This is a genomic window from Butyrivibrio sp. (genome assembly GCF_015056685.1).
Classification (GTDB): domain Bacteria; phylum Bacillota; class Clostridia; order Lachnospirales; family Lachnospiraceae; genus Butyrivibrio.
In genome coordinates this window covers 1-22,556 of the sequence record NZ_SVFW01000021.1, presented here as the reverse complement: position 1 = coordinate 22,556, position 22,556 = coordinate 1, and the positions used below count along the sequence as shown (strand labels likewise).

Sequence of the window (22,556 nt, the reverse complement as noted above, 5' to 3'; positions counted from 1 at the left end):
AGTATAGCATAAATCTCCAACTACTCTTGGTCGTAACCACCTATAATCACTTATGAACAAGCGGTATATTAGTTACATATCATCCAACTCATCTTCCATAAACAGCCATCCCATAAGCCTATCGTCTTCTCTGTCACGGCGAAGCTGTTCCTGCTTTCTGTCGAACTCTCTTCTTTCCCTTTTGCTCATATTGCTTACAAGATCCTTATATTGGGAATCTGTAAGTCTGACATCTTTATCTTTCTTTCCAAAAAACATAATCTTTACTCCTTTCGCTTCTTATCCCTATTAACAACATGAGCAGGGCACAATATATGATCATGCCCCGCCCCCAACTTTATTTTTTTAATCAAATAACTTTCGCTGCTTTCTTCAGCGTAAGATCATTTACAACTCTGTCCGACAATGACTCGTAGTCCTTTGACCATGTAAGATCTATTTCTATAAGTGACCTGATTGTAGGCTCCAATCTGAATCCGATAGGTTCATCAGTGTCATTGGCAATGACAATATAATCGCCGCCCTCGTTATCAGAGATCTGCTTTGCCTTGTCCATGGCAGTATCTTTTTCATAATAGCCGCCAAGGTATCTGATCTTGGAAGAATCGTCCTTGTAAAACAGATAAGCATAGAAAACCTCTTTTCCCTCAAAAATCTTAAGAAGGTCTTTCAGATCATTGTTCAACCTGGAAGCTTTTGAGTTTACACAAGAGCCAGTCTTCACTTTGCCGGATATTCCCTGAACATTTCTGTTGCTTCTGTTTTCTTTACGCGCATGGTTTATATATTTCTTCTTGCCCCAGTATGGATGATCTTCATACTTCTCAAGATATTTGCAACCCTTCCTCAGACATTCATGCTGCTTCACCATATCTTTTGACAGACCGCCCCTGTGCTTGTAGCAATGGCAATATGCCACGCAGTTCTCTTCACAGGGCTGCCCTTTCATATGTCCTGATGGTTTTGTTGTGGGTGTAAGTATATTCCAATTCGTACTCATATCATAATTCCTTTCTCAAAGCGGCTGTAATATCAGTGTTGCTATGCTTATCAATATCCCAAACAAAACTCTTATCTTCATACTCATAATTTTCTCCTAGGTCATGTTGCCATCTCTTTTACAAAATTCATAGAACTCACATGTCACACAGAAATGTTTGCAGAACCTGTTGTTCTTGTGAACACATTTCTTTATCCAATAGATCAGTCTCTCCATATCTGCACCTCACTTGTTCCTCTTCATAAGCTCTGCCAAAACTGCAAATGGGAAAATCAATATACAAAAGATTACTAACATGTTCATCGCCCCCTTCATCTTAGGTGCTGTTGTTACCTTACACTCTATTAATGACATATTAGGAGTCCTATAAAAATGACAGTTCGCAAAGCCAACATTCATGAGTCTTTTGAGTCATTTTTTGATTCAAAACCTTAACTACATGTCCTACACAAAGCGATATTCATCTGCTATTCTTTTTTCACGAGGTGAAAAAAATGAGCATACACACTAAAGAAAAACTAAAGAAAATGATGGATGAGATTGCCGACAGGCTTCGGCTTGAAAGGATTAGCCGTGGATATACTCAGGAACAATTCGCTGAGATTTTGGATATGTCGTCAAGGCAATATGGACGTTATGAAAATAAAAAATCAGAAATCCCCATAGACAAGATGTATGGACTTTCGAGTGTCGGAGTAAGTGGATATTATTTGCTTGTCGGCAAAATTGAACAGGATGTGATTATCCAACACGCTCTTGAAACAATCCCCGCCGAAAAGCTTCTTGAAGTTCTGGATGTAATGGCAAAAGACACTGATGAAAACGTTGACAACCAATCTATTCAGAAAGATATCGATGATATGATAAAAGAATTGCTCTCATACGGAAGAGAGCACTTTAATGACAAGAAGCTCCGAAAGGTTCCTGAGTTCCGTCACTTCACAGACTGCTATGAAATGTATCGAGCCTCTTTGATAGAAAAAAACAAAACAAATCCAATTGACTTTAAAGAAAGGGACAGCTGATTGTGCTGCCCCTATTTTGATTCATGCTGCAAGCTCCAGATCATTATCAACTTCATTCCCCCAGGTATCCCACCCAGGCGTCTTTTGTCTCGCGAAAAGTTCCACCCGGGGAACGTCACCCACAAGCTTCACGATCCGATCACGAGTCTCTGCCGGCTTCTTACTATGTTCTTCAATGTGACTGATGATAACCTGATGGACTGCTGAGTCGATTCGCTTCGGATGACCTTTGGTTGCAAGTAGGCACACCTCAGCGTTGGATCTTGTCCAATAACCCATGCCCCAGAAAAGTGAATCCGATTTTTTATTTTGTTTCACCCAGACGAAAGCCACGGTCTTGTAATCGAATCCCCAGGCATCGATCACATCAAACGCCTCTTTCAGATTCGGAAACGTTGCCCACATGAAAAGAATCGAATCGTCTGCAGCAATTTCTTTTACCGGAAGCTTGCAGATGTCCTCCAGCTTCATTGTCGGATAATGATTCTCTGCGCTCCTGCCTTTCCCTTTTTCTGTTCTGACTCGGAACCGCCAAGGTGGATCCGCATAGATGACTTCATATTTTTTCTTCAGTGCCGGAGTCTTTTCTTTTTCCCCGGCATCAGTTTTGTTGTTACCCTTTACAAATTCCCTGATCATTTTTATTTTTTCCTCCCTCAAAAGCCCCGCGCGTTATCCCCATCCCCAAAGGGGTAGAGTAAAGTGGCAAGTGGGGTTTCGGTATATACCTTCCCGAAACTCACTTGTTGGGGCACATCCCCAATCCCCTCGCCTCGGATAAAAATCCGACTACGCTCCTTTCGGAGCTAAAAGAAATTCCGCCAAGAAGATGGCAAAGACGCACGGTTGATTGTTAATAGAAAGAGGCAGCCACGATGGACTGCCCCAAAAGGTTATCGTGAGCGTTCACGATTTTTATTCTGCTGCTGTTCTTTTCCAATACCAAGTATCTGGTCGATGTCATATTTTGCAGTCTGATATGTCTGCATATCTTTTCTGACTTCCTTGTACTCGGCATAGGCAGCTCTCTTTTTTGAAAGCACTTTGTCATACTCAGCACTGAGTTCCTGATAAGATGGAAACTTACCTTTGTGTTTGTCAAAAGCATCTTTCGCTGCTTTATGAGTCATGATCTCTTCTTTATGCTCTTCAAAAAATTTTCTGTTGTAGCCGGACTGCCTGTACTGCTGATATATTTCTTTTGTACTGGAATAATCTTTTATGACTTTCTTTTGTTCTGAGATTTTCTTCAGCTTGCTCTCATACCCTTTGATGTCATCGGAGAGCTGGGAGAATCTGTCAGAAGTATCTCCTGCCATTTTTTCCAGCTCTGCATAAGTCCTGAGTCCCTTCTCCTGGAAAAAGAGAATCGCCTTCATGACATTTTTCACATTGAACTTCTTCGCCCACATCTCATAGCCAGGACCTTTTCCCTGGGCGATGATGTCCTGGATGTTTATCAGAAGGTCAAACTTATCATCCCTGTAAAATGGTTTCTGTTCTTCCTTTATAGTCTCTTCCTTAGGAGCTGTTCCCTTCTCGACTCCTTCCAGCTTTTTCATCAGGTCTTTTTCCGTGTAACCATCTCCCAGGGAACGGAAACGGATAAATCTCTGCTGACCATTTCCTCTGACAGAAGTATGCTTGCCTCGTTTTATTTCATAGCCCTGCCTGGAAAGTTCGGACAAAAGATCTTCAAAAGAGCCTGGCTTTTTGGAAAGAGCAACATCGATTGACTCCCTGAGCTTGTCCCTGAAAGTAGGACCTCGCTCTTCATGGATATAGGTTGTCTTGCTGTGATATGGCTGCGGAGCAATTACAGATAATCCATTCTCCATGCAGATAAGATTGGAAAGTCTTCCAAGCGCCATGCCCGACAAAAGAAAATCCTTAAACTTCCTGTCACCACTAAGGGCTGTGGAGTTAAAGATAATGTGATTGTGAACGTGAGCCTTGTCCGTATGAGTCGATACAACAAAGGCATGATTTCCTTTTGTAAATCTCATGGCAGTCTCATATCCGATTCGGTTTGCTTCATCCGGTGTAATCTCTCCCGGCTTGAAGGACTGCCTTATCTGATATGCAATGACATCGTTCTTGGGATGCTTGCCCGTCTTCTGCTCATATTCTCTCTTGGACAAAATAAATTCTTCCACTACAGTCTTCGGATCACAGGCATAAGATGAAACATATTTCCCTTGTTCTGTTTTGTCCGGATTCATTTCATAATCCGTTCTGTCCTTCAGACACTTCGCCAGCGTCCTTCCCTTGTTCATGTGTAATGATATAAGTCTTGTTGCTGCCATAATATTTTTCTCCACAAAAATAAGTGCAGCTCCGAAGAGTTGCACTTAATCTAATAAGTACTATGTTTTTAATATTCATTTTCTTTCGTCAGTCACAAAATGTTTAACCCCATCTGCTGGATGTAATAATTCGTTTCTGAAAAACTCAGGATAGTACTTGATAGGATTGTCAACATCTATCCAACGCAGAAATTCCTCATTATCATCCTCAGTCATGCTCATGCAAACGGGCTCGAAATTCTCCGGCACCTTCATATAATAAAAATATGAAACCTCATAGATCAACTTACCAAGATTAGATGCAGCATCTCCATAGAAATAGTTCTCGTGAATAAAGCCCAAGCGGTCAACCTCAAGCTTAACACCGGTCTCCTCATACACTTCACGCACAACTGCCTCTTCAGATGTCTCTCCGAACTTGATGCGTCCACCGACCGAATAAAGATAATCTGCTCGATCATTCCCCACCATCAGTATTTTTCCGTTCTTCATAATAATCGCCCCAACGCGAAGATTGATCAATCCATCCTCGCAAGGAACTGTCATGTCTTTGTTCATCTTTATAACACACCCCTTCTTACTTTTTCATAAACCTCATTTACTGCCTCGATATAGCAATTAAATGAAGGATGCTCATCCATCTGTTGCCGGCTCAGATATAGGTTCTTCTTTCCTAAATAAGTCTCTCGAACTTCCATCCAATAATCTGGCTTTAGCGCATCTTCTTTCTCCCACAGTTCATGTGAGTTAGGAACAAGATTCCAATACCACTGATCAAAAGCAACATAACCAGTCTTGCGATGGATAAGTCTATGTAGTCCATATCGATCTTCTTTCACAATACACACATCAACTGAGAACGGTGTCTGATTCCCTTTCTTAAACACCATCTGCTTCGTGGTAAGTGCCGATGTAGAATCATCGCACGTACCCCAGCCATTTGCCGACAACACTTCATCAAATGCTTCTCGGATATCCTCTTTCAAATCTTTTCCGTTAGGATAATCATTTGGATTCTCAATAAGAAGATTAAAATCGAAGTCGATTGGCTCATTACCATTCTGCGTAATCATATTACGCTTTTTGCTACCAACAACATTCATCCTCGCTTCAATTCCATAGTTCTTAAGTTCTTGAACAAGTTGGTTTACAAGGTCTGCACAATCATGATAAGCACGTGTTAGGAAATCTTTGTCTTCAACCCAATGATACATAGTTTCTCCTTTCGATTCCCCTACCCGTCCAGATAGCATTATCCTGCTAAATCATTAGAATATACCACAATGAACATTGCACTGCAATATAATTTTAGCACCATTATTATCAATCAGAATCAGAAAAGCGGCCATGAGAATAAATCCCATGGCCGCAAAACTCAGCTTATATTCGCCAATCTTTCAAGTATACCTCTTACAGCTTCCCAGATCTCATCAAGCTGCGACTGTAGCACCTTCATGTCCTCGCGATATACCTCACCACACTCGTTTGCTTTCTTCGCATATTGATTCAGGTTATTACTGTTGATACGGAGCAGACGAAGCACTTCTTTTAAGTCAGAAAGATCAAGCATGATGATATATCCGTCCCTTGCCATCTTTCTGATATATGCACTCCTGTTTTTTATTCCAGCCTGTTCCATCTTGGCTTTTATAGCCTTGATATCCTCTGGAGTCATTTTGATAAGGATGCTCTCGCCATAACTTACTGCCATATCACAGTACCAGCTCGGGATACAATGACCTGTGAGGACGCTCTGAAGGTTCTGGTTTCAGCTCATGAAGCTGATCCAGAAGAGATTTTTTCTCGGCATTCACGCTAACAGATTCCATTTCTTGTTGTTCATGCAGTCCCTCAATCTTTGCATCGAGTGCTTCAATTTCTTGCCTCATTGCAATGATATCATCAACCATGCCATCAGAATAATCACTTTCTCCACCTCTACTGAGCATATACATATCGACACTACTTTCATATTCGTATAGCTCTTTTGTGAGGTTGTCGCGCTCAGCTTCAAGTTCTTTTATGGATTTCTCTTGTTCATCAGGAATTCCGTTGGCATTGTCATCCTTCATATTCTCCACAGGATTCTGAGGAGCAACATTGTTGATCACACCATCACCGATCATATTGTCGTTCTGCTCCAGCTGATCCTCAAGACCTCTTCTGACATTACCGATTGTGTTAGGATCAAGTTCCTGCGGAACTCTTAAGCCAAACTCAGCAGTAACCTTATACTCGATGAGAGCGAAAACATAGTTTGGCATGGTACGTGCATCACGCTCCCAGTCCTGCATTGTTCTGTAAGGAATACCGAGATAATCTGCAAACTCTGCCCTGTTCATGCCTGTACTCTCACGAAGCTGGATAAACCTCTCGCCCTGTGACAGGTCATTTACAGAAACAGCCGTTGCATCTTTAGTCTTACCATTAACATCATCCCACTTTTCAATGGGTGTTCCTGTTCTTCTTTCCATAACGATATCACTCCCTTCTGCGCCCGCCTTTGGGAAATCGGATCTCGAAATGAGCTTTTCCCTCCTCGTCAGTTGTAAGATCAACGTAGCAGCTAAATGTATTTCCTGTTCTCTGAGACTTACAGTCAACGAGCTTGACTGTTCCACCATTCACAAGATCATCCGCAACTTCTCTAGTCATCTCCTTGCCTATAGCTTGAAAAAATCTGTTATTCTTCCAGAGTGCAAAGTTGCAGTCCATATTGTTACAGAAAAATCCCTTTTCACGTTCTACAACGTGAGTCCCGCACACAGGACAGTTGCCGACAATATCATCAGCCTCATACGCCTGAGTGGAACCACTGCCATCTTCAAATTTTCCGAAAGGAAGCTCATCTGAAAAATCAGAAGCATCCTTCCATCCATCATCTACTGTCCCCATCAGATTGCCACCCCCTTTTCATCCTTACCGGTATTTCCGGTTATTCTATTTTTGATTTTTTCCTTTTCAACTTTCAGCGAGTCCAAAAGAGACTGTTTCTTTCCTCCGGCACCATCGGGAAGTATACGTACTGTTCCAATGGTCTTTTTCTTTGGGATTATTTGTCCATCTCTATCCACCGCAATAAAGCTTTCATTCTTATATTTTTCCTCAAGATACTTTATGCACTCACTTCCACTTTTAAAGCTTCCTTCATTTCTAACGCTGATCTTATATGCTCCTGTGCATACGCCATCAAGGTCGAACAGCACTTTGCCATTTTCCATTATCGTTGTCGTGGCACTGAAATCTTCATATCCACATTCATAGGTGTGTCCAATGAGATCAATCTGTCCCTTTTCAGACAGAAAGTGGAACTCTTTAGGGCCACCATACCAGGCATTTGTCTGAGCAATACCATAACATTTCGTAACTTCTTCAATGGGCTTTATGTCCACGCCCGGTTCTTTAATTAGTTCCGTAACAAGTATGGCTGCTCTTTCTGCAATATCCTTTTCTTTCGGTAGTGTTGCAACATTTGATATAGGACTTTTATTGCTGGTGCTGATTTCTTTTTCATCAACCCCCCTCATCTTCCCGGAAGAATCTTTCCCCGGCTCGTTATCCGGCACAATCTCAGGATTTCTCTCCTTGTAGATTTCTCCCAGCGTATCCTCAATCTTCTTGATGATCCTGGATGAAGTCTGTCTGATTGTTCCAAGCGAAGCCTTGAGTTCTTTCATATCCGCATCAGATGTATATCCACAAAGATATGGATAACTGTAGTCATCCGTGTTATAGCCCATGAAAGATAACACAATACTTGCTGTACCTTCAGCTTCAAGTTCCTTGCGATTCTTGCTGATATTCTCAGTTGTATCTCCGTGAAGCATCGCATGAGTAATCTCATGAATACAGGTCTTAAGAGTCTGCAGCTCACTCATTCCCTGCTGAACCGCGATTCTCTTATCTTCTGTGTGATAATATCCCTTAGCTCCACTCTTGATGTCCTCAAAGCCTATCGGAACAGGACTTATATCCTTAAGAACTCCCATGAGGACCTCATACTTATCAATGCTGCCCTTAAGCTCATCAACTCCGACTCTCGGAAGCTCTTTTCCTTCCGTCTGTGAAATATCAAAAGTTGTCTCTGCCTTGAATCCCATAAGATTGAGTTCCTTTGTCTGCTTCACAGGCTCCCCGTCCTGATCAAGAACCGGGCGACCTTTTGAATCCAGCACATCCACTTCCTTTTGGATTGTATAAGGACTTGGTGCTATGACCTTTATGCCCTTCTCGCCTTTTCTTACAAAGCGCCCCATCTTTTTCCAAGCATTATAGCCCTGACATAAAGTTGCATCGGGCTTCTGCATTGCTATAAGCATGCAGTTGTTCAGGGAATAATGTGGAAACTTTGCCATTGTAGCAAGCAGCTTTTTGTATTCTGCACTGTCACGGACTGCCTTTACACCATCCTGCAGCTTGTCCGTCAGCTCTTTCAGCTTTTCTTCATTGGATGGGCGCTGGTATTCATTGCCGTTTTTTGCACTTTTTTCATCCATAAGATTCTCCTCTTACTTTCTTTCGCCCTTAACGCCAGCAGGAGCCTTTACCGGCTCCTGCTTCTTTACACCTTTCACGCTGCTTTTTGCTTTCTTTGCGTATGCAACATATCTTGATTTTCTTGCCATCACTCATCACCTCCATCACCTGAAGACTCATCAGCCTGCTCACTATCAAGCTGGATCTCATCATCGTCATCATCAGAACTCATGCTCTTAAGATAGTCTTCGTCTTCATAGTCCTGATCAGGATCCTCACCGCTGGACTTCTTCTTTGAATTCTTTGTTGATGTGTAATACATGAATCCGCCTACACCGCCAAGTGCAATAATAAGAATGATTGCCATGATTCCTGTCACATTCACAGGCTCCTTCTCAGGCTTTTCTTCCACCGGTTCGGGTTCAGGCTCCGGTTCAGGTTGTGGCTCTGGCTTTACAACCTCAGGCTCTTTTTCCTCTTCCTTACCTATTCCTGTAACTTTGATATATTCACTTACCTGGTCATCATCCATCAGAGATAAAAGATCTGACTCATCAACCATGTTGAGGAAGTGAACCTTCTCATTACCGTCATCATCACGGTCAATAATGATGTAAAAGTAGTTGCCGTTCTTGGTCATAACAGTAATGAACTGCTTGCCACCGGCTTCAAGACTTCCGTAATCATCAACAAGTTCCATATTTCCATCCGGAGTAAGTGGTCCCCACTTTTCCTCGATCTCAGGCTCCTTGCCCTCGCAGTTACGATAGTCCTTCTTGCAGAGTTTGCAGTTTTCATCAACATGATCCTCAGTACACTTAGTCTCACAGGTGCAGTCATATCCACCTGCAAATGCAGTTACCGGTGTAAAACAAAAAAGTGACCCCATAAGAGCCACTGAGCAGCCAAGTACCTTTGCCTTGGCAGTTATTAACTTAAAAGCTTTCATTTAAGATATCCTCCATAATTCCATCATTTTCAGTATCACGAGCATCTGTATCATCTGTAAAAGGCAGTGGCTCGGCATCTTCTTCCTTCGTAGGCTTTGCTTCTTTTTTCTTACTCTTGGATGAAGCAGTCTTTTCCTTATCAGCTACGCCAAGGTGCTCTGCAAGCTGTTCCGGTGTGAAGTCTTTTCGTGCAACCACATCAAGTATGCTTGTAGCCAGCTCTGCATTTAGCTTTTCTTCTGCTTCCTCATACTTTGCCTTGGCTTCTTCTAACCTCGCCTTGGCCTTTTCATGCTCAGTTCTTAGTTTATTCAGTTTCTCAAACATATCTGTCCTCCCTTAACTGCCAATCCTGCCAAATTCAAGGAAATGGCTCTGCCAGTATGGCGTGTTGATTGATGAGTATTTCACAGGATTACCTGCATGGATCATCATTCCGTTGCCGACATATATTCCGACATGACTGGCCCCGGCTGTATCATATGTGCCCTGGAAAAAGATAAGATCTCCTGGCTTTGCATCTGAAGCTGGAACATAGTCTGTTCTTGCCCTGAGTCCGTTTGCAGTAAGTCTTCCAAAGTTCCATCCGTTACCGCAGTGATTTATTACCCAGCTCACAAATCCTGAGCAGTCAAATCCCGAAGGACTGTAACCGCCCCAGACATAAGGTGTTCCAAGATGGCTCTCAGCTTCATGGAGCATCCTTGCAAACTGCTCATCTGTAAGGTATTCCCCCGGCACATGATAGTCGTCTCTGTCTCCGGGATGATCATCGGGGATGTTGTAGTAATCTTCCTCGCCAAAGAGATATTTCTTGTTACCATAGGTCTCGAGCAGCACTTCGTAACGTGCCATCTCATCGTCAGTGAAGCCAAGCTCTTCAACCACTTCATCAAGGGTGTGATTTACAAGATATACATTAAGGATGTAGTACTCATATTCTTCGGTGTAGGTATACTCTTCCCAATAGCCGCCATCTTCGTAGGAATCATCCTCAACCCACCTTACGTCTTCGACCTCTCTTTCCCTGGTCTCTACAACCTCTTCCGTAGTGATCTCATACTGTAGTTCAAAGATTTCCTGTAGTTTAGCCTGGACCTCATCCCTTGTATAAGCCTCAAAAATCACAGTAAGTATCGCTGCAAGCTGATATGGATTGTGCCCTACTTCATCAAGATAGTAATTAACTTCGTCATATCCATCCGTATCAATCTCATCTATCTCGTCCTGAAGCCCTGCTTCCAGCTCCTTGTAATCATCCTCTACAGCTAAGATATCCTCATCCTTTGCAGTATAAGAGGTTACTATGGTCACATCGCCCACTCCGGATCCGATTGCTGCACAGGAATTAAGAAATCCAGCGCATACAAGCACTACAAGAAGTATCAGAACCACGATTATGCTGATCACGGGATGCTCTTCGGCAAAGTTCTTCATCCACTCACCGATTGCACTTACTACATCTCTGGCTTTTTCTCCTACCTTTTCACCAAACTTGGCACCGCCTTCTGCAGCCTTGGCCTGCTTCTGTATCATTTTCCTCTGAAGTTCTTTCCTTGCTCTTTCCTTTGCAGCATCTGTACTTCCGCCTGAAAGTTCTCTTTTCCCATGTACTTTCTTGCTGTACTTACCGCTTTTTACCTTCGAAGTAACGTGACTGACTGCACCGCTGGCAACATATCCGCCAATATCAAAAACTTCCTCGGCAACAGCACTCTCTCCTTTGCCATCATCCGTAGAGTTCACAACATCTGACATGACTCCGACTCCAGCTGCGGTTTTCGATGCTGCATCCGAAAGATTTCCCGAGCTTTTACTCACATTTCGGTCCTTCTTTTTTGCTTCCTCTGCTTTCCTTGTCTTCTCGACCTCTGCAGCCTTCTTCTGTGCCTGTTTCTTTATTTTGTCCCTGTGCTGTTTCTCCTCAGGTGTCATGCTGTTATCAGCTTTACCGGTACGGAGCTTCTGTTCGTAATATCTTCTGGCAGAATCCTTATTCTTTAATTTGTTTCCATGCACTCTCGGAGCCTTATCCTCCGGAGATGCAGAATCCTCCTCATTGGGAGGATTCCTTGTGTATAATCCTTCTTCCATAACTCATCTCCTGTCTGTTTAAGCAGCTTTATCCTCAGATGATTCTGAGAACTTGGTGGAAATTGCCTTATAGATCTTTGTATCCTTAGGGAACCTGTCTATAAATGGCAGAATGACATTTCCATAAAAAATAAGTCCTTCACCTTCTCCCGAATGTGTTACATACGAAAGCTGGTGTGGACTTATGTTGAGCTGCTTGGCAAGAAGTTGTCTGTCACCAATGGCCTGATTAAGCATGATTATGAAGTCTGAGTTCTCGAAAATGTTGGAAACTTCAGCACTCGCGAGGAAGTCCTTGACGTTCTGCGTAACGCCAGTCGGTATGCCGCCCCACTTACGGAATCTCTTCCAAATCTCTACAGTATAGGCTGCAGTCTGTTCCTCGCGAAGTAACAGGTGCATCTCATCCATGATGTACCTTGTAGACTTTCCCATCTCTCTGTTGGCTGAAACTCTGCCCCAGACCTGATCCTGAATTATCAGCATACCTATCTTCTTAAGTTGCTTACCAAGATCCTTAATATCATAACAAACAAGCCTTGAATTGATATCTACGTTTGTCCTGTGGTTGAATACGCTGAGCGAACCACTTACATATATTTCAAGAGCAGTTGCAACATACTTTGCCTCAGGCTCATCCTGTTTAAGTAGCTCATTGTAAAGATCTTCCAGTATCGGGATATTCTCAGGCACAGGATTTTCAAGATACTTCCTGTAAACCGCCCTTGTACATCTGTCGATGACTGTTCTTTCTGTAGGCTGCAGACCATCCCTTGAACCCATGATAAGCTCCATAAGTGAAAGGATGAAATCAACCTTCAGCATGACCGGGTTATCATCATCAGAATAGTTCATGTTGATATCCATAGGATTTACATACTGCGTGGATGTAGGACTGATTCTTATTACCTGACCACCAAGGTAATCCACAAGAGCTTTATACTCCTGCTCAGGATCCGAAATGATGATGTCATCGTCTGTTACAAGGAAGGAATTTACAATCTCCCTCTTTGCAGCAAAAGACTTTCCGGAACCAGGTGTACCAAGGATAAGTCCGTTAGGATTCTTAAGCATCTTTCTGTCAACCATGATAAGGTTGTTTGAAAGTGCATTAAGTCCATAATACAGAGCGCCCCTGTGATCCTGGAAAAGCTCCTGTGTCGTGAAAGGCACGAAAATAGCTGTGCTTGAAGTTGTCATACCACGCTGGATATCAACTTCGTTATATGCAAGAGGCAGTGTGCTTACAAAGCCCTGCTCCTGCTGAAAATCAAGTCTTATCAAATTGCATGAATGCTTCTGTGCTATGGATGAAGCCTGGAATATGTTGTTATCCAGCTCTTCCTTTGTCTTTCCTGTGTTCATGATAATGAAAGTCAGAAGGAACATTCTCTCATTCTGAGACTGCAGTTCCTTAAGAAGTGCCTTTGCATCCTTTCCGTATGTTGCAAGGTCTGATGGAATTATTTCCATATCATACCCGGCTCTTACTGCCTTTTTCTGTTCCTCAATCTTGCTTCTGTCAAGCTCGGTGATCGTGTGTTTTACAGTCTTAATAGCCTCGTTCTGGTCTACTGACTTAAGATGCATTGTGACAATCTGACTGGATTCCATTCCAAGGAAATCCGCAAGCATCCTGTCACTCACATCGGAAGCATCGATTGAAAGAAAACTCATGGCACACCAGGTATCTCCCATCTTGAAATATCTTCCATTAGGAAACTCAAATGAGCTTGGAGCCACAAAGTCTTTTACTGAAAGACCGCTGCCAGCAAGATACTTCCAGTCGAAATGGAACTTTGCATTATCTCCCATATGAGTCTGTCTGTGCATGAGTTCAAGCCTCTGTGCTCCGTTAAGAGTCTCAGCTATTACTCCCAGACGTTTGAAATTGTTAAGGATATCCATTTCAATATGGATCAGCCTTGGTTTCGCGGACTTCATTGAATCCGCATGGATACCGAAAGTAATATACTTTACTTTGGTAAGTCCGTTATTACCTGCCTGCATGTTCTTTAAGAGTATTCCTGAATACTCATCCCTTACATCATTGAATCCGTCTTCCTGATGGGGAATTGCTATCTTTTTCTCAAAATCCCCTATCTCTGTTGCGAAGTTCATGAATGAAAGCTGGAACTGCACCGAACTGTCAAAGAAGTTCAGGAATCCACACCATTCCTCAAATATCTCCGTTTTATCCTCCTGCTGTGCAAGCTGGTAGTTGATGTCCTGGAACTGTATCGTCTTTGTGTAGAAATCCCCTCCTACTCTGCAGATACCATCCGGGAACATTCTCTCAAAAGGAAGTGTCTGCTGGGCCGATCTTGGAGTCCCATCGTCCTTCCTTGCATTTTTTATAATTACTTTTACTTCTTCCTGTTGTTTTCGTGATAATCCTTCGGGCATTTTAAATTCCCTGGAATTATCTTTTTTCTTCCATGGAAGCACGAACAATTTTCTCCACCTCCTTCTGCGTAGCAGCACATCTCTCCAGTGCTGCATAATAGTTATCCGTTTTGTACGGACGTTTTTTGGGCCTTATAAAAACGGCCTGTATAAAATGGCCAAGATAAACTTCCAAAGGCCTTCCGTTCTTTTCATACATGGCAAAAAAGAATATGGGCATCATAAGCACCATCATTCCCATCACTGCCACATTGACCGCAGCCACGCTCTTTATAAGAAAAAATGACGGTACTCCTATGAGTGCCGCCACTGTAAAACATATGAGCTGTCTTTTGGTCAGATTCAAGAACACCTTGCTTTTGACCTTCGTTAAGTCTCTTGGCACGCTTATGTACGAAGCTGCCATATCTGTTACTCCTTTCCCTTAAATACACTGTAATACCGACTTTGCAACTGTGCTTGTCTTAAATAGGGACAATGCAAGCAGAAGCGTATAGCCCACAACTCCCCAGAGGGATCCGACTATATCTCCTGTAAATGCTATGGACTGTATGAGCACCGCATAGATGCCTACACAAATCATGATGAGAAATCCCTGGAAACCAAGGGCAAATAGACTCTTCACGTAGTTCATTCCCATAGCACTCTGCTCCCTGTTACCGAATGTTGCAAATGGGATTGGAGCCATGGAAACGTACATATAGATTTCTATCATCCTCACATAAATGATCACAAATATTATCTTGGATAATATAAGGGTTGTTATGAAGATGATGGACACCTGAAAATACAGTCCGAAAAGTTCAAAAATATTCATGGCTTCAAGCGTGGACTGCAGTGATGAAAGTGCCGAGGAATCTATTGCTGTGGAAGCAGCTATGACTCCACCCGCGCTTGATATCACATGATTAGCCACATCAAATACAGCCATTGCAAAATCAAAGGTATGTGTGATGATTTCTACCGCAATTGCTGTCTTGAATATCCACTTGAAGATAAACCATGTCTCGAAGTTCGCCAGATTGTTGTAACTGATGATAAGCTGTATCAACTCATAACACGCAACAAACGTCAGTATTATGCCCGCAATCGGCATTATCACATTTTCCGAAACATTCCTTACCATGCCAAATACCGATGGTGAAAAAGCCGATGGAGTCATTGCAACGTCAGAAGCAATTCCACTGACTTCATCATTCACATATCCAAACATGGTTTGGAACAGCGTCATAAGGGAAGGGATTATGTACTCTTTGAGATGTTCTTCCAGTTCCTGCCATACTCTTTCCAAAATATCCCTCCTGTTTCTATAGCCAGCAAAGTGCTGGTTTTTTCATTTTCTGTTGAATCAAAAAAGGACTGGCTATGGGATTTCCCACATGACCAGTCCATGAAAGTATTTCCTATATTCAGTTGTCATTATTCAGGATGTAGCCTCTTCCAGGTTACTTGGATGACTTTTTACCCGCGCTCGTTTTCTTCATTATGCTTTCGACCGACTTCTCATCTACTGTGGTCAGATCAAGCATCAAATATTTAGGGGCATTATTTTTAAGGATAAGAGCAGATCCATGCTCTTCCACTATCTTCGTAACTCTGGAAAAGTTGTGATTTGCATCAGTGATTGAAACAAGCGTCTTCGTGTCTATATTCATGATAGTACCTGCCTTTCATGAATATAGTAGCACGAATTATACGCATGGACAAATCAAAGAAGTCCTGCAAGAAGAGGTACTACAGTTGTACCGATGAGAGCAACACCGCCGCCAGCCATCAGCTGTTTCATTCCCTGTGACTTCGCACCGGGATTGTCGTTGCCGTAACCCTCAAGAAGGTTGATACCGCCCCATACTCCGAGACCTGCTCCGAGGGCAATTACGATTGTCTGCAATGTTGTGATTGAACTCTGAAAAAATGCCATAGTAGCTATTATTCTACCGTACTATATTAGCCCCATGAATATCTATGGGTATTATAGCACAGTATCTCCTTTCTGCAAATAGTTTTTGTTTGTCAGCGACACCACTCGTTTTGCTGTGATGCCGGTTAATAGTTGCTGCCGGAAACCCGTCGACTGATTCCCGGCGTGTGGCCACACCTGCCCTTTTACGGGCTTTTATAGGAAAAGATCTTTAGAACCACGCCCTTTATCGACATGACAATAGATCTTAGTCCTCATCTGTTACCTCAATGACTTCATATTCATCATCGGGTTTAAGAACTACTCTGTGGCTAAGGAACTTCTCCACATCAAACCAGTTCTTTTTGTCTGCATCCGCTGTGTACTTATAGTTCGGATGCTGCGTAAGATCATATTTATCTGACAGGAAAGGTCTTACGCCCCTCACCTGCACAATGCACTTTGAGCCATCCATTACAGAAAGCTCATCAATGCTCATAAGGTCATGACCAAGCTTCTGATAGTTCATGTTGTAGCTTGGCTGACTTCCCCTAGACTCACCAGTGTTGTACATATCAATGGTCTCTTTTCCGAGAGTAGCATTTATATCTTTCAGCGTTGACTGCTCGGATCCGCCAAGGAATATCTGGGAATCGCAGTTTGCACAGATGGTCTCTGCATTATCCTTGTATATCGCCTTCAGCTGTGACTTTGCCTGAAGAACCAGCGCTGCTGATATCTCACGGCTTCGGATAGTAGCCATAAGTTTCTCCAGATTAGGTATCTGGCCGATATTCGCCGCCTCATCAATGAGGCAGCGAACGTGTACCGGAAGTTTTCCCCCATACACATCATCAGCCTTTTCACAAAGGAGGTTGAACAATTGGCTGTAGATGATACTGATAAGAAAATTAAAAGTGCTGTCCGTATCTGACATGATAAGGAACAGGATTGTCTTCTTATCCCCCAGCGTATCAAGCTCCAGCTCGTCATAACTCATAACTTCACGAACCTGCTCAATGTCAAAGCAGGCAAGCCTTGCGCCGCATGAAACCAAAATAGATTTGGCTGTCTTGCCGGCGGCTAGTTTATATTTGTTGTACTGCCTTACTGCAAAGTGGTCAGGATTCTTCTTTTCAAGTCTTGAAAACAGGATATCCACTGCATTCTGAAAGGATTCGTCATCTTCCCTTACCTCCATGGAATTAATCATTTCAACAAGTGTATTGAAATTTCTCTCTTCCTCAGGAGCCTCATAATAGATCAAGCCGATAAGTGCTGTATAAAGCAGTTTCTCGGCTTTCTCCCAGAACGGATCTCCGGGAGTACCCTCACCCTTGGTATTTGCCATGAGCGTTGTTACAAGCTTCAATATGTCAGACTCCGAATGGATATACTGAAACGGATTGAAATGCATGCTCTTCTTGAAATTCACAGTGTTGAATATCTTTATCCTGTATCCAGCCTGCACAAAAGCATTTCCCACTTCATTGATGACGGTTCCCTTGGGATCAGTCAAAACGTAGGAACTGTGGAACTGTAAGAGATTCGGCTTTATAAAAAACCTTGTCTTACCAGAACCGGAACCACCTACCACAAGGACATTTTTGTTTCTTGCTAGCTTGGGATCCTTTGGCCTGTTGTTTATGGTGATGCGTTCTGTCTGTGACAGGATCACATTATTTGCAAACACCGGGTCCTCAAATGGTTCTATGTCCTCCTGTTTTCCCCACCTCGCTGATCCATACTCCTGTCCGTGACGAAAATTTTTCGCATTCTTGCTTTTGATATAGACTGCAAGCCTAAGACCTGCTCCAAAAGCAATGCCGATACACAAATCAAACGGATGAAAACTGGGCAGCATATTTGCAAATGCCTTACTAAGTCCGCCATAAAGGACAAGCCCCTGGACCTTTTCAGACATATTGCTCCCCCAGGCTATTCTCCATGCTTCGCCAAGATTGGTACAGAAAAGCCCCACAGCAACATACGGGATATTAAGGATGATTTTCTTTTTTATCTTTCTGTTCATCTGACTTTCTCCTTAAATCTCGTCTTTACCTTGCGAGGCTTCTTTGAGATTTCTTCCTTAAGCTTACGGATCTGCTGCACAAGACTGGGCTTTTCCTTCTTCTGCTCTCTTTTCACGATTTCTGCAGAATACTCCTTTACAACAGCCGTGATGGCATCCATATCCTTAGCCTTAAAAAAACACATATAACGAGGCGGATCTGCTGTCTTGTCTTTTACAATCGCAAAATCCACTCCGTATTTGTTAGCAATTTTCTTGAAGGTTCCGATACTCTCACCGCTTACTTCCATGCTTGAAGCCCCCTGCCCCTGCTTAATAAGTTCCTTTACCGTCTGCTTACCTTCTTTTGGAGCATTATGTCTCTTTTCATGGTTTCTCATATAGATCTTTATTCCCTTTATAAGGCCGCTCCCGGAAACTCTGGCAACATTTATCACAAACCTTATGGCTTCTTTTGAAGTCTCACCATTATTCATAGGCATCTACCTCATGCAGCTTCGCCATAGTCATGTTCAAGAGGAAATGCTTTAAAGCTGACTGATGCGCAGCTTAGCTTTACAAGGCTCCTCTCAAACAGAGTTCTTATCGCCTTTATGTCTATATCAGAAAGTTCCTTTATCCTGGAATCTCTGCCCGTCTTCATAAACACGGCACTTCCCACAAGGTAGTTTCCAAACTCCGTATATACTATGGCTTTGCTTGAAAATACCATTGCATAGTCATCACAAAGCGAATATGCCAATCCATCATCACCCAGAGCCTCCAGCATCCTGTCCAACTCTCTGGTACTCACTGTACGAAAATTACTGTCCGTTCCTACCACAAGAGCCATTGGATTACTGATATCGCTCTTTATTTTTCTTGCGTCCCCCGGAAACTGGATTATCTTGTCATTGACCGGATCCAGCTCTATCTGTATTTTTAGCTCTTCCATCTTTAAGCCGCCTTTCTTGAGTTTCTGTGTTCGTCCATGATTTTAGCCATGCATGGATAGCAGAATGGTTTTCCTGTTCCATATGAACAAGGCGTTTTACAATTCTGCGGCTTGATCCCTCCCTGCGGAATTGGATTCAAATCCCTGCAGCTAAACCTTGAACAGTTCAGCGCTTTTCGCCCCTGAGCCTTCCTTTTGTTGGCTCTCTGACGTTCTCTGCCTTTACTCATCCTCTTCTCTCCCCGTTCTTAGAAAATGTCTTTAAAAAACAGCGCCAGGCTTAGTGTGCACATCAGTCCGGCGCAGTTATCTTATTCCCATATTAGTGAATGGTTTTATCAGAGTGCCGCTTCACCCTTTGTCTTAGTGCCGATCTCAGCAGCATCCTTGTGAGGTGTCTTTGCCGCCTCATCCTTGGCTGCCTTAAGGTCTCCAAGAAGTGACTTCTTCTCAGAAGCTTCGTGAATCTTTGTCTCCTTTTCAGCCTGACGCTCTACAAACTTCTCACCAAGCTCAAATACCTTGTCCTGAGCATCGTAGTGATATACGTTGTCTGTGAGCTGGTCTGCAGGATCCACAGTTGTGGCATTTACCTCTTTTACCATGTTCTCAAGGCTCTTGAGGTCAAAGTTGCCATTGTCAGGGATAATCAGAAGCTCATGAATAGAGCTGGGCAAAATGAAGAAGCTCTGACCTCCAACTCTTTCAGAAGCCTTGTCCATGAAATCCTCATATGCCAGAACTCCGGCTCCGTGAACGTTTCCTTCTACAGATGCAACAAACATCTGCTCCTGTTCAGGTGGAATGTTAAGACCAAGCATCTCAAGGTCCTCAACTCCCATCTGCTTGGCAAGTACTTCTGCCATTCCCTCGATGACAAGAGGTCTGATCTCAGGAGCATTCTTCACGGCATCTTCATGGAGCTGATCTGCGGTGATTCCGTAATTGTCGATCATCTGATTTGTCACAAGGATTGTTCCTGTGCCCTGGGCTGTATCTCCGATCACGAAGCGATAGACCACTGACATATCCTCAATATCCTTATGAGGAACCGTCTCAAGAAGATCTGCATTTCTATCCTTGGAAACAACTTCCATAGCAAGTGAATCTTTCATCTTGTCGTAGTCGCTGAATGCATCCACATCAAACTCAGGTCTGGACTTAAGTGCGTTGTCCGCCATATCAGCAGCTCCCTCAACAATGGAATCATATGATCTTCCGTCCTCGTACTCCTTGTAAAGAGCTGTTGCATTAATATTTACTCCGATGATGCTGTCCTCCGGCTTTACTGTGATTGCCTCATATGTTTCATTCATCTTATCTACTGTTCTGGTCTCCACCAGTGTGTCGCCACCGGTTCTTGTATCAAGTGCTTCCCTAACGTCCTTAGCAAGGTTTTCCTTAAATGTTTCAAAATCCATGTTGTTTTCCTCTTCTCTTTCAAATTTGTTTTTGGCCCAAAAAAATCACTGGGTTATGACGTTAGTGTCACAACACAGTGATTTGTCTAATAAAGCTGTTCTTTTGCAAAAGAAAAAACGCCTTGTGGTACGGACTTCATTTTTGTAATCCGTATCATTTGGCGCATTATAATAATATCATGCCTAAAATCGAATGAAAAGTTACCAACGGGGGAAACTTTGGGTACTTTAGGTGGAAAATTGAGGGAAAGTTAGGGGAAAGTTTTTAAGATAGATCGCATCACTTCCGTCTTTCCCTGATGAAAAGCAATACTCGCTTCCCTTCGCGTCAATAAAAACCCAGACCAAGGATTCATCATGTAAGAAAGAAGGTAGAATAGCATCAAAGAATCTGCCATCGTTCATATTTTCCAGCACTCTTCATTTTTTAGCTTTTTTATAAGCTTTAACATTCGTATGTTGCCTAAATGCCACAAACACATCCGGCATAAACAGGCCAAACTCCCTGCATAGGGTCTTAAACACCAGTACATTTGGCGTATAAAATGGATTCAGCCATATATCTGCATCGCTTCTGCCTGACATAAGCATCAACGCAGCTGCGCACCCTGGGCTACGTGAGCCCCCTTTGAGCAAGATACATATGCATCAGTAACATGCTTGGGAAGCATCTTTAAAAAGCTTATTATCAGTCTTGCATGGTATCTCTTAAATGCACCATATTCTTTTTCTTCTTCAATATCCACGACCAATTTAGGAATATCTATGTCATCAAGAAATGGTGTTGTTCTAGTGGTTAACAGTATAATGGCACAGTTTTTATGTAGAATATCAAATACATTTTCCGAAAACGCAGGAACAGCTAAAATATGTATTATGAATTTCCTTATTCGCATTTGATTCCTATTGTTTCTTTAACAAATCTTAAATAGTAACGAAGTCCATAAAGATTTCTTTTTTAATAGATACTTGAGCTTGATAACTTTTTTGACTATTACTTACTCAAATACGGAAGTACAGCCTGAATTGCTTTGATTGTGTTGTCGCCAAGTTCAGCTTTCATATAATCTGAGTTGAACGAACTACCTTCTTTATCCATTTCATTAAATACATTTGCATAAAGCTCTCTAAGCTCAGGATATGTTTCAATAACACTACTTTCAAACATAATGTCTAGAGTGCCGGCATTGATCTGCGGATTTGCCTTACCGGGTACTATGGTTAAGCTATTATTTGTTCCTTTACCAGAAAATGTAATCATCCACATTCCTTCAGAAATATCTTTAGGGAAGTCACCATTCTCGCTTGAGTTTCCTAACAAATTGAGAGTTATTTCGATATTTTCATCTGAGATTGTGTCTGCCAGCTTCTGAGGCAAAACATATTTCATTGAATTAATTGGGGATTTACTCATTATTTGCGCAATAATATAAGCATTCTTTAGAGCAACTGCAGGAAATTGGCTTCCGTCTTGAAACGTTTTATATGTATTATCTTTATAATTGGGGTTGTATGCCGTTATCATACTCCAATTATCGTTTTTTAAATCTCTGCAATACATCATTTCATAATTATCCGTGAAACCAATTACTGACATATTTTCATTCATTATAATAGTTGAAAAGTGTATATTTGCGCCTGGGAACAGTTTAACTCCCAATGATTCATTGCTTGCATCATAGATTTTAAAGCCAAGTTCCTCAAAGCTTTTTATAGAAGTAGGCATGGTATTGTCGATTGTTTCGACATTTTTGTTGCCGCACCCTATACAAATGATGGAAATGATTATTAGAAAAGCTAAAAGTTTTGTTTTCATTTTTAACCTCCTGTTATTTCAATTATACTATATTGCGTTATAAACAGCACGTTAAACCATAAGCAAGATGATATGCTGTAACTTGAATACTATCATTGAGTGCCCTTGTCTTGAACATAAATTGTTAACTTCCTATCTTTTTAACTCTCGTCGTCACTTCCGGTAAATCCCCTCAAAAAATCTCTTAATGCAGGGT

The 22,556-nt window shown here is 42.3% G+C and carries 26 protein-coding genes; 1 reads left to right on the top strand and 25 read right to left on the bottom strand.

What is annotated here, in order from left to right; all coding sequences use genetic code 11:
* Window positions 1–72: 72 nt before the first annotated feature.
* Entirely contained in the window at window positions 73–258 is a 186-nt protein-coding gene (locus tag E7303_RS09105) for a hypothetical protein (RefSeq protein ID WP_292144926.1), read from the bottom strand.
* A gap of 91 nt (window positions 259–349) precedes the next feature.
* Window positions 350–1,000: a hypothetical protein gene (locus E7303_RS09100; protein WP_292144924.1), complete on the bottom strand. Its 651-nt coding sequence runs from the start codon at window positions 998–1,000 to the stop codon at window positions 350–352.
* Window positions 1,001–1,494: 494 nt separating this feature from the next.
* Here E7303_RS09100 and E7303_RS09095 point away from each other — a divergent pair, with 494 nt between their 5' ends.
* Entirely contained in the window at window positions 1,495–2,025 is a 531-nt protein-coding gene (locus E7303_RS09095; protein ID WP_292144923.1) for a helix-turn-helix domain-containing protein, read from the top strand.
* A 21-nt stretch (window positions 2,026–2,046) separates the two neighbouring features.
* On the opposite strand, the gene E7303_RS09090 is transcribed toward E7303_RS09095, so the two are convergent.
* From E7303_RS09090 to E7303_RS08980, 23 genes are all read right to left on the bottom strand, one after another.
* Window positions 2,047–2,664, bottom strand: coding sequence for an MT-A70 family methyltransferase (locus E7303_RS09090; protein ID WP_292144922.1), 618 nt, complete (start codon window positions 2,662–2,664; stop codon window positions 2,047–2,049).
* A gap of 254 nt (window positions 2,665–2,918) precedes the next feature.
* On the bottom strand, window positions 2,919–4,331 hold the full coding sequence (locus tag E7303_RS09085; protein ID WP_292144920.1) for a relaxase/mobilization nuclease domain-containing protein: 1,413 nt from the start codon (window positions 4,329–4,331) through the stop codon (window positions 2,919–2,921).
* Between the two features lie 75 nt (window positions 4,332–4,406).
* Entirely contained in the window at window positions 4,407–4,889 is a 483-nt protein-coding gene (locus E7303_RS09080; protein ID WP_292144919.1) for an NUDIX hydrolase, read from the bottom strand.
* A gap of 2 nt (window positions 4,890–4,891) precedes the next feature.
* Complete coding sequence (locus E7303_RS09075) at window positions 4,892–5,545, bottom strand: hypothetical protein (RefSeq protein WP_292144918.1); 654 nt, start codon at window positions 5,543–5,545, stop codon at window positions 4,892–4,894.
* A 161-nt stretch (window positions 5,546–5,706) separates the two neighbouring features.
* Entirely contained in the window at window positions 5,707–6,042 is a 336-nt protein-coding gene (locus E7303_RS09070) for a plasmid mobilization protein (RefSeq protein WP_292144917.1), read from the bottom strand.
* Window position 6,043: 1 nt separating this feature from the next.
* On the bottom strand, window positions 6,044–6,805 hold the full coding sequence (locus tag E7303_RS18025; protein ID WP_330601648.1) for a helix-turn-helix domain-containing protein: 762 nt from the start codon (window positions 6,803–6,805) through the stop codon (window positions 6,044–6,046).
* Between the two features lie 7 nt (window positions 6,806–6,812).
* Window positions 6,813–7,226, bottom strand: a complete 414-nt coding sequence (locus E7303_RS09060) for a hypothetical protein (RefSeq protein ID WP_292144916.1) — start codon at window positions 7,224–7,226, stop codon at window positions 6,813–6,815.
* Window positions 7,226–8,827, bottom strand: coding sequence for an ArdC family protein (locus E7303_RS09055; protein ID WP_292144915.1), 1,602 nt, complete (start codon window positions 8,825–8,827; stop codon window positions 7,226–7,228). The genes E7303_RS09060 and E7303_RS09055 overlap by 1 nt, the downstream gene beginning before the upstream one ends.
* A 128-nt stretch (window positions 8,828–8,955) precedes the next feature.
* Window positions 8,956–9,756: a DUF4366 domain-containing protein gene (locus E7303_RS09050; protein ID WP_292144914.1), complete on the bottom strand. Its 801-nt coding sequence runs from the start codon at window positions 9,754–9,756 to the stop codon at window positions 8,956–8,958.
* The gene (locus E7303_RS09045) at window positions 9,743–10,084 is read right to left on the bottom strand and encodes a DUF4315 family protein (RefSeq protein WP_292144912.1); all 342 of its coding nucleotides are present in this window, start codon (window positions 10,082–10,084) and stop codon (window positions 9,743–9,745) included. Before E7303_RS09045 ends, E7303_RS09050 begins: the two co-directional genes overlap by 14 nt.
* Window positions 10,085–10,096: 12 nt before the next feature.
* Complete coding sequence (locus E7303_RS09040; RefSeq protein WP_292144911.1) at window positions 10,097–11,851, bottom strand: C40 family peptidase; 1,755 nt, start codon at window positions 11,849–11,851, stop codon at window positions 10,097–10,099.
* A gap of 18 nt (window positions 11,852–11,869) precedes the next feature.
* Complete coding sequence (locus E7303_RS09035; RefSeq protein ID WP_292144910.1) at window positions 11,870–14,257, bottom strand: VirB4-like conjugal transfer ATPase, CD1110 family; 2,388 nt, start codon at window positions 14,255–14,257, stop codon at window positions 11,870–11,872.
* Between the two features lie 16 nt (window positions 14,258–14,273).
* Window positions 14,274–14,663 carry a PrgI family protein gene (locus tag E7303_RS09030; RefSeq protein WP_022762209.1) on the bottom strand — a complete coding sequence of 130 codons (390 nt, stop codon included), beginning with the start codon at window positions 14,661–14,663 and terminating at the stop codon, window positions 14,274–14,276.
* Between the two features lie 18 nt (window positions 14,664–14,681).
* Window positions 14,682–15,548, bottom strand: a complete 867-nt coding sequence (locus E7303_RS09025; protein WP_022766324.1) for a VirB6/TrbL-like conjugal transfer protein, CD1112 family — start codon at window positions 15,546–15,548, stop codon at window positions 14,682–14,684.
* Window positions 15,549–15,702: 154 nt separating this feature from the next.
* Entirely contained in the window at window positions 15,703–15,912 is a 210-nt protein-coding gene (locus tag E7303_RS09020) for a type II toxin-antitoxin system Phd/YefM family antitoxin (RefSeq protein ID WP_292144908.1), read from the bottom strand.
* A gap of 53 nt (window positions 15,913–15,965) precedes the next feature.
* The gene (locus E7303_RS09015) at window positions 15,966–16,178 is read right to left on the bottom strand and encodes a Maff2 family mobile element protein (RefSeq protein ID WP_026494173.1); all 213 of its coding nucleotides are present in this window, start codon (window positions 16,176–16,178) and stop codon (window positions 15,966–15,968) included.
* A 247-nt stretch (window positions 16,179–16,425) separates the two neighbouring features.
* Window positions 16,426–18,189 carry a VirD4-like conjugal transfer protein, CD1115 family gene (locus E7303_RS09010; protein ID WP_292144905.1) on the bottom strand — a complete coding sequence of 588 codons (1,764 nt, stop codon included), beginning with the start codon at window positions 18,187–18,189 and terminating at the stop codon, window positions 16,426–16,428.
* Entirely contained in the window at window positions 18,186–18,665 is a 480-nt protein-coding gene (locus tag E7303_RS09005; RefSeq protein WP_292144904.1) for a PcfB family protein, read from the bottom strand. The genes E7303_RS09010 and E7303_RS09005 overlap by 4 nt, the downstream gene beginning before the upstream one ends.
* 11 nt (window positions 18,666–18,676) lie before the next feature.
* Window positions 18,677–19,123 (bottom strand): hypothetical protein, encoded by a 447-nt coding sequence (locus E7303_RS09000; RefSeq protein WP_292144902.1) that lies wholly within the window; start codon window positions 19,121–19,123, stop codon window positions 18,677–18,679.
* Between the two features lie 2 nt (window positions 19,124–19,125).
* Window positions 19,126–19,353: a hypothetical protein gene (locus E7303_RS08995; protein WP_292144900.1), complete on the bottom strand. Its 228-nt coding sequence runs from the start codon at window positions 19,351–19,353 to the stop codon at window positions 19,126–19,128.
* Window positions 19,354–19,461: 108 nt separating this feature from the next.
* A complete protein-coding gene (locus E7303_RS08990; RefSeq protein ID WP_292144899.1) occupies window positions 19,462–20,544 on the bottom strand; it encodes a DUF5688 family protein in 1,083 nt (360 codons plus the stop codon).
* Window positions 20,545–21,134: 590 nt separating this feature from the next.
* Window positions 21,135–21,440 carry a hypothetical protein gene (locus tag E7303_RS08985; RefSeq protein WP_292144897.1) on the bottom strand — a complete coding sequence of 102 codons (306 nt, stop codon included), beginning with the start codon at window positions 21,438–21,440 and terminating at the stop codon, window positions 21,135–21,137.
* Window positions 21,441–21,538: 98 nt separating this feature from the next.
* Complete coding sequence (locus E7303_RS08980; protein WP_292144896.1) at window positions 21,539–22,360, bottom strand: hypothetical protein; 822 nt, start codon at window positions 22,358–22,360, stop codon at window positions 21,539–21,541.
* Window positions 22,361–22,556: the final 196 nt, after the last annotated feature.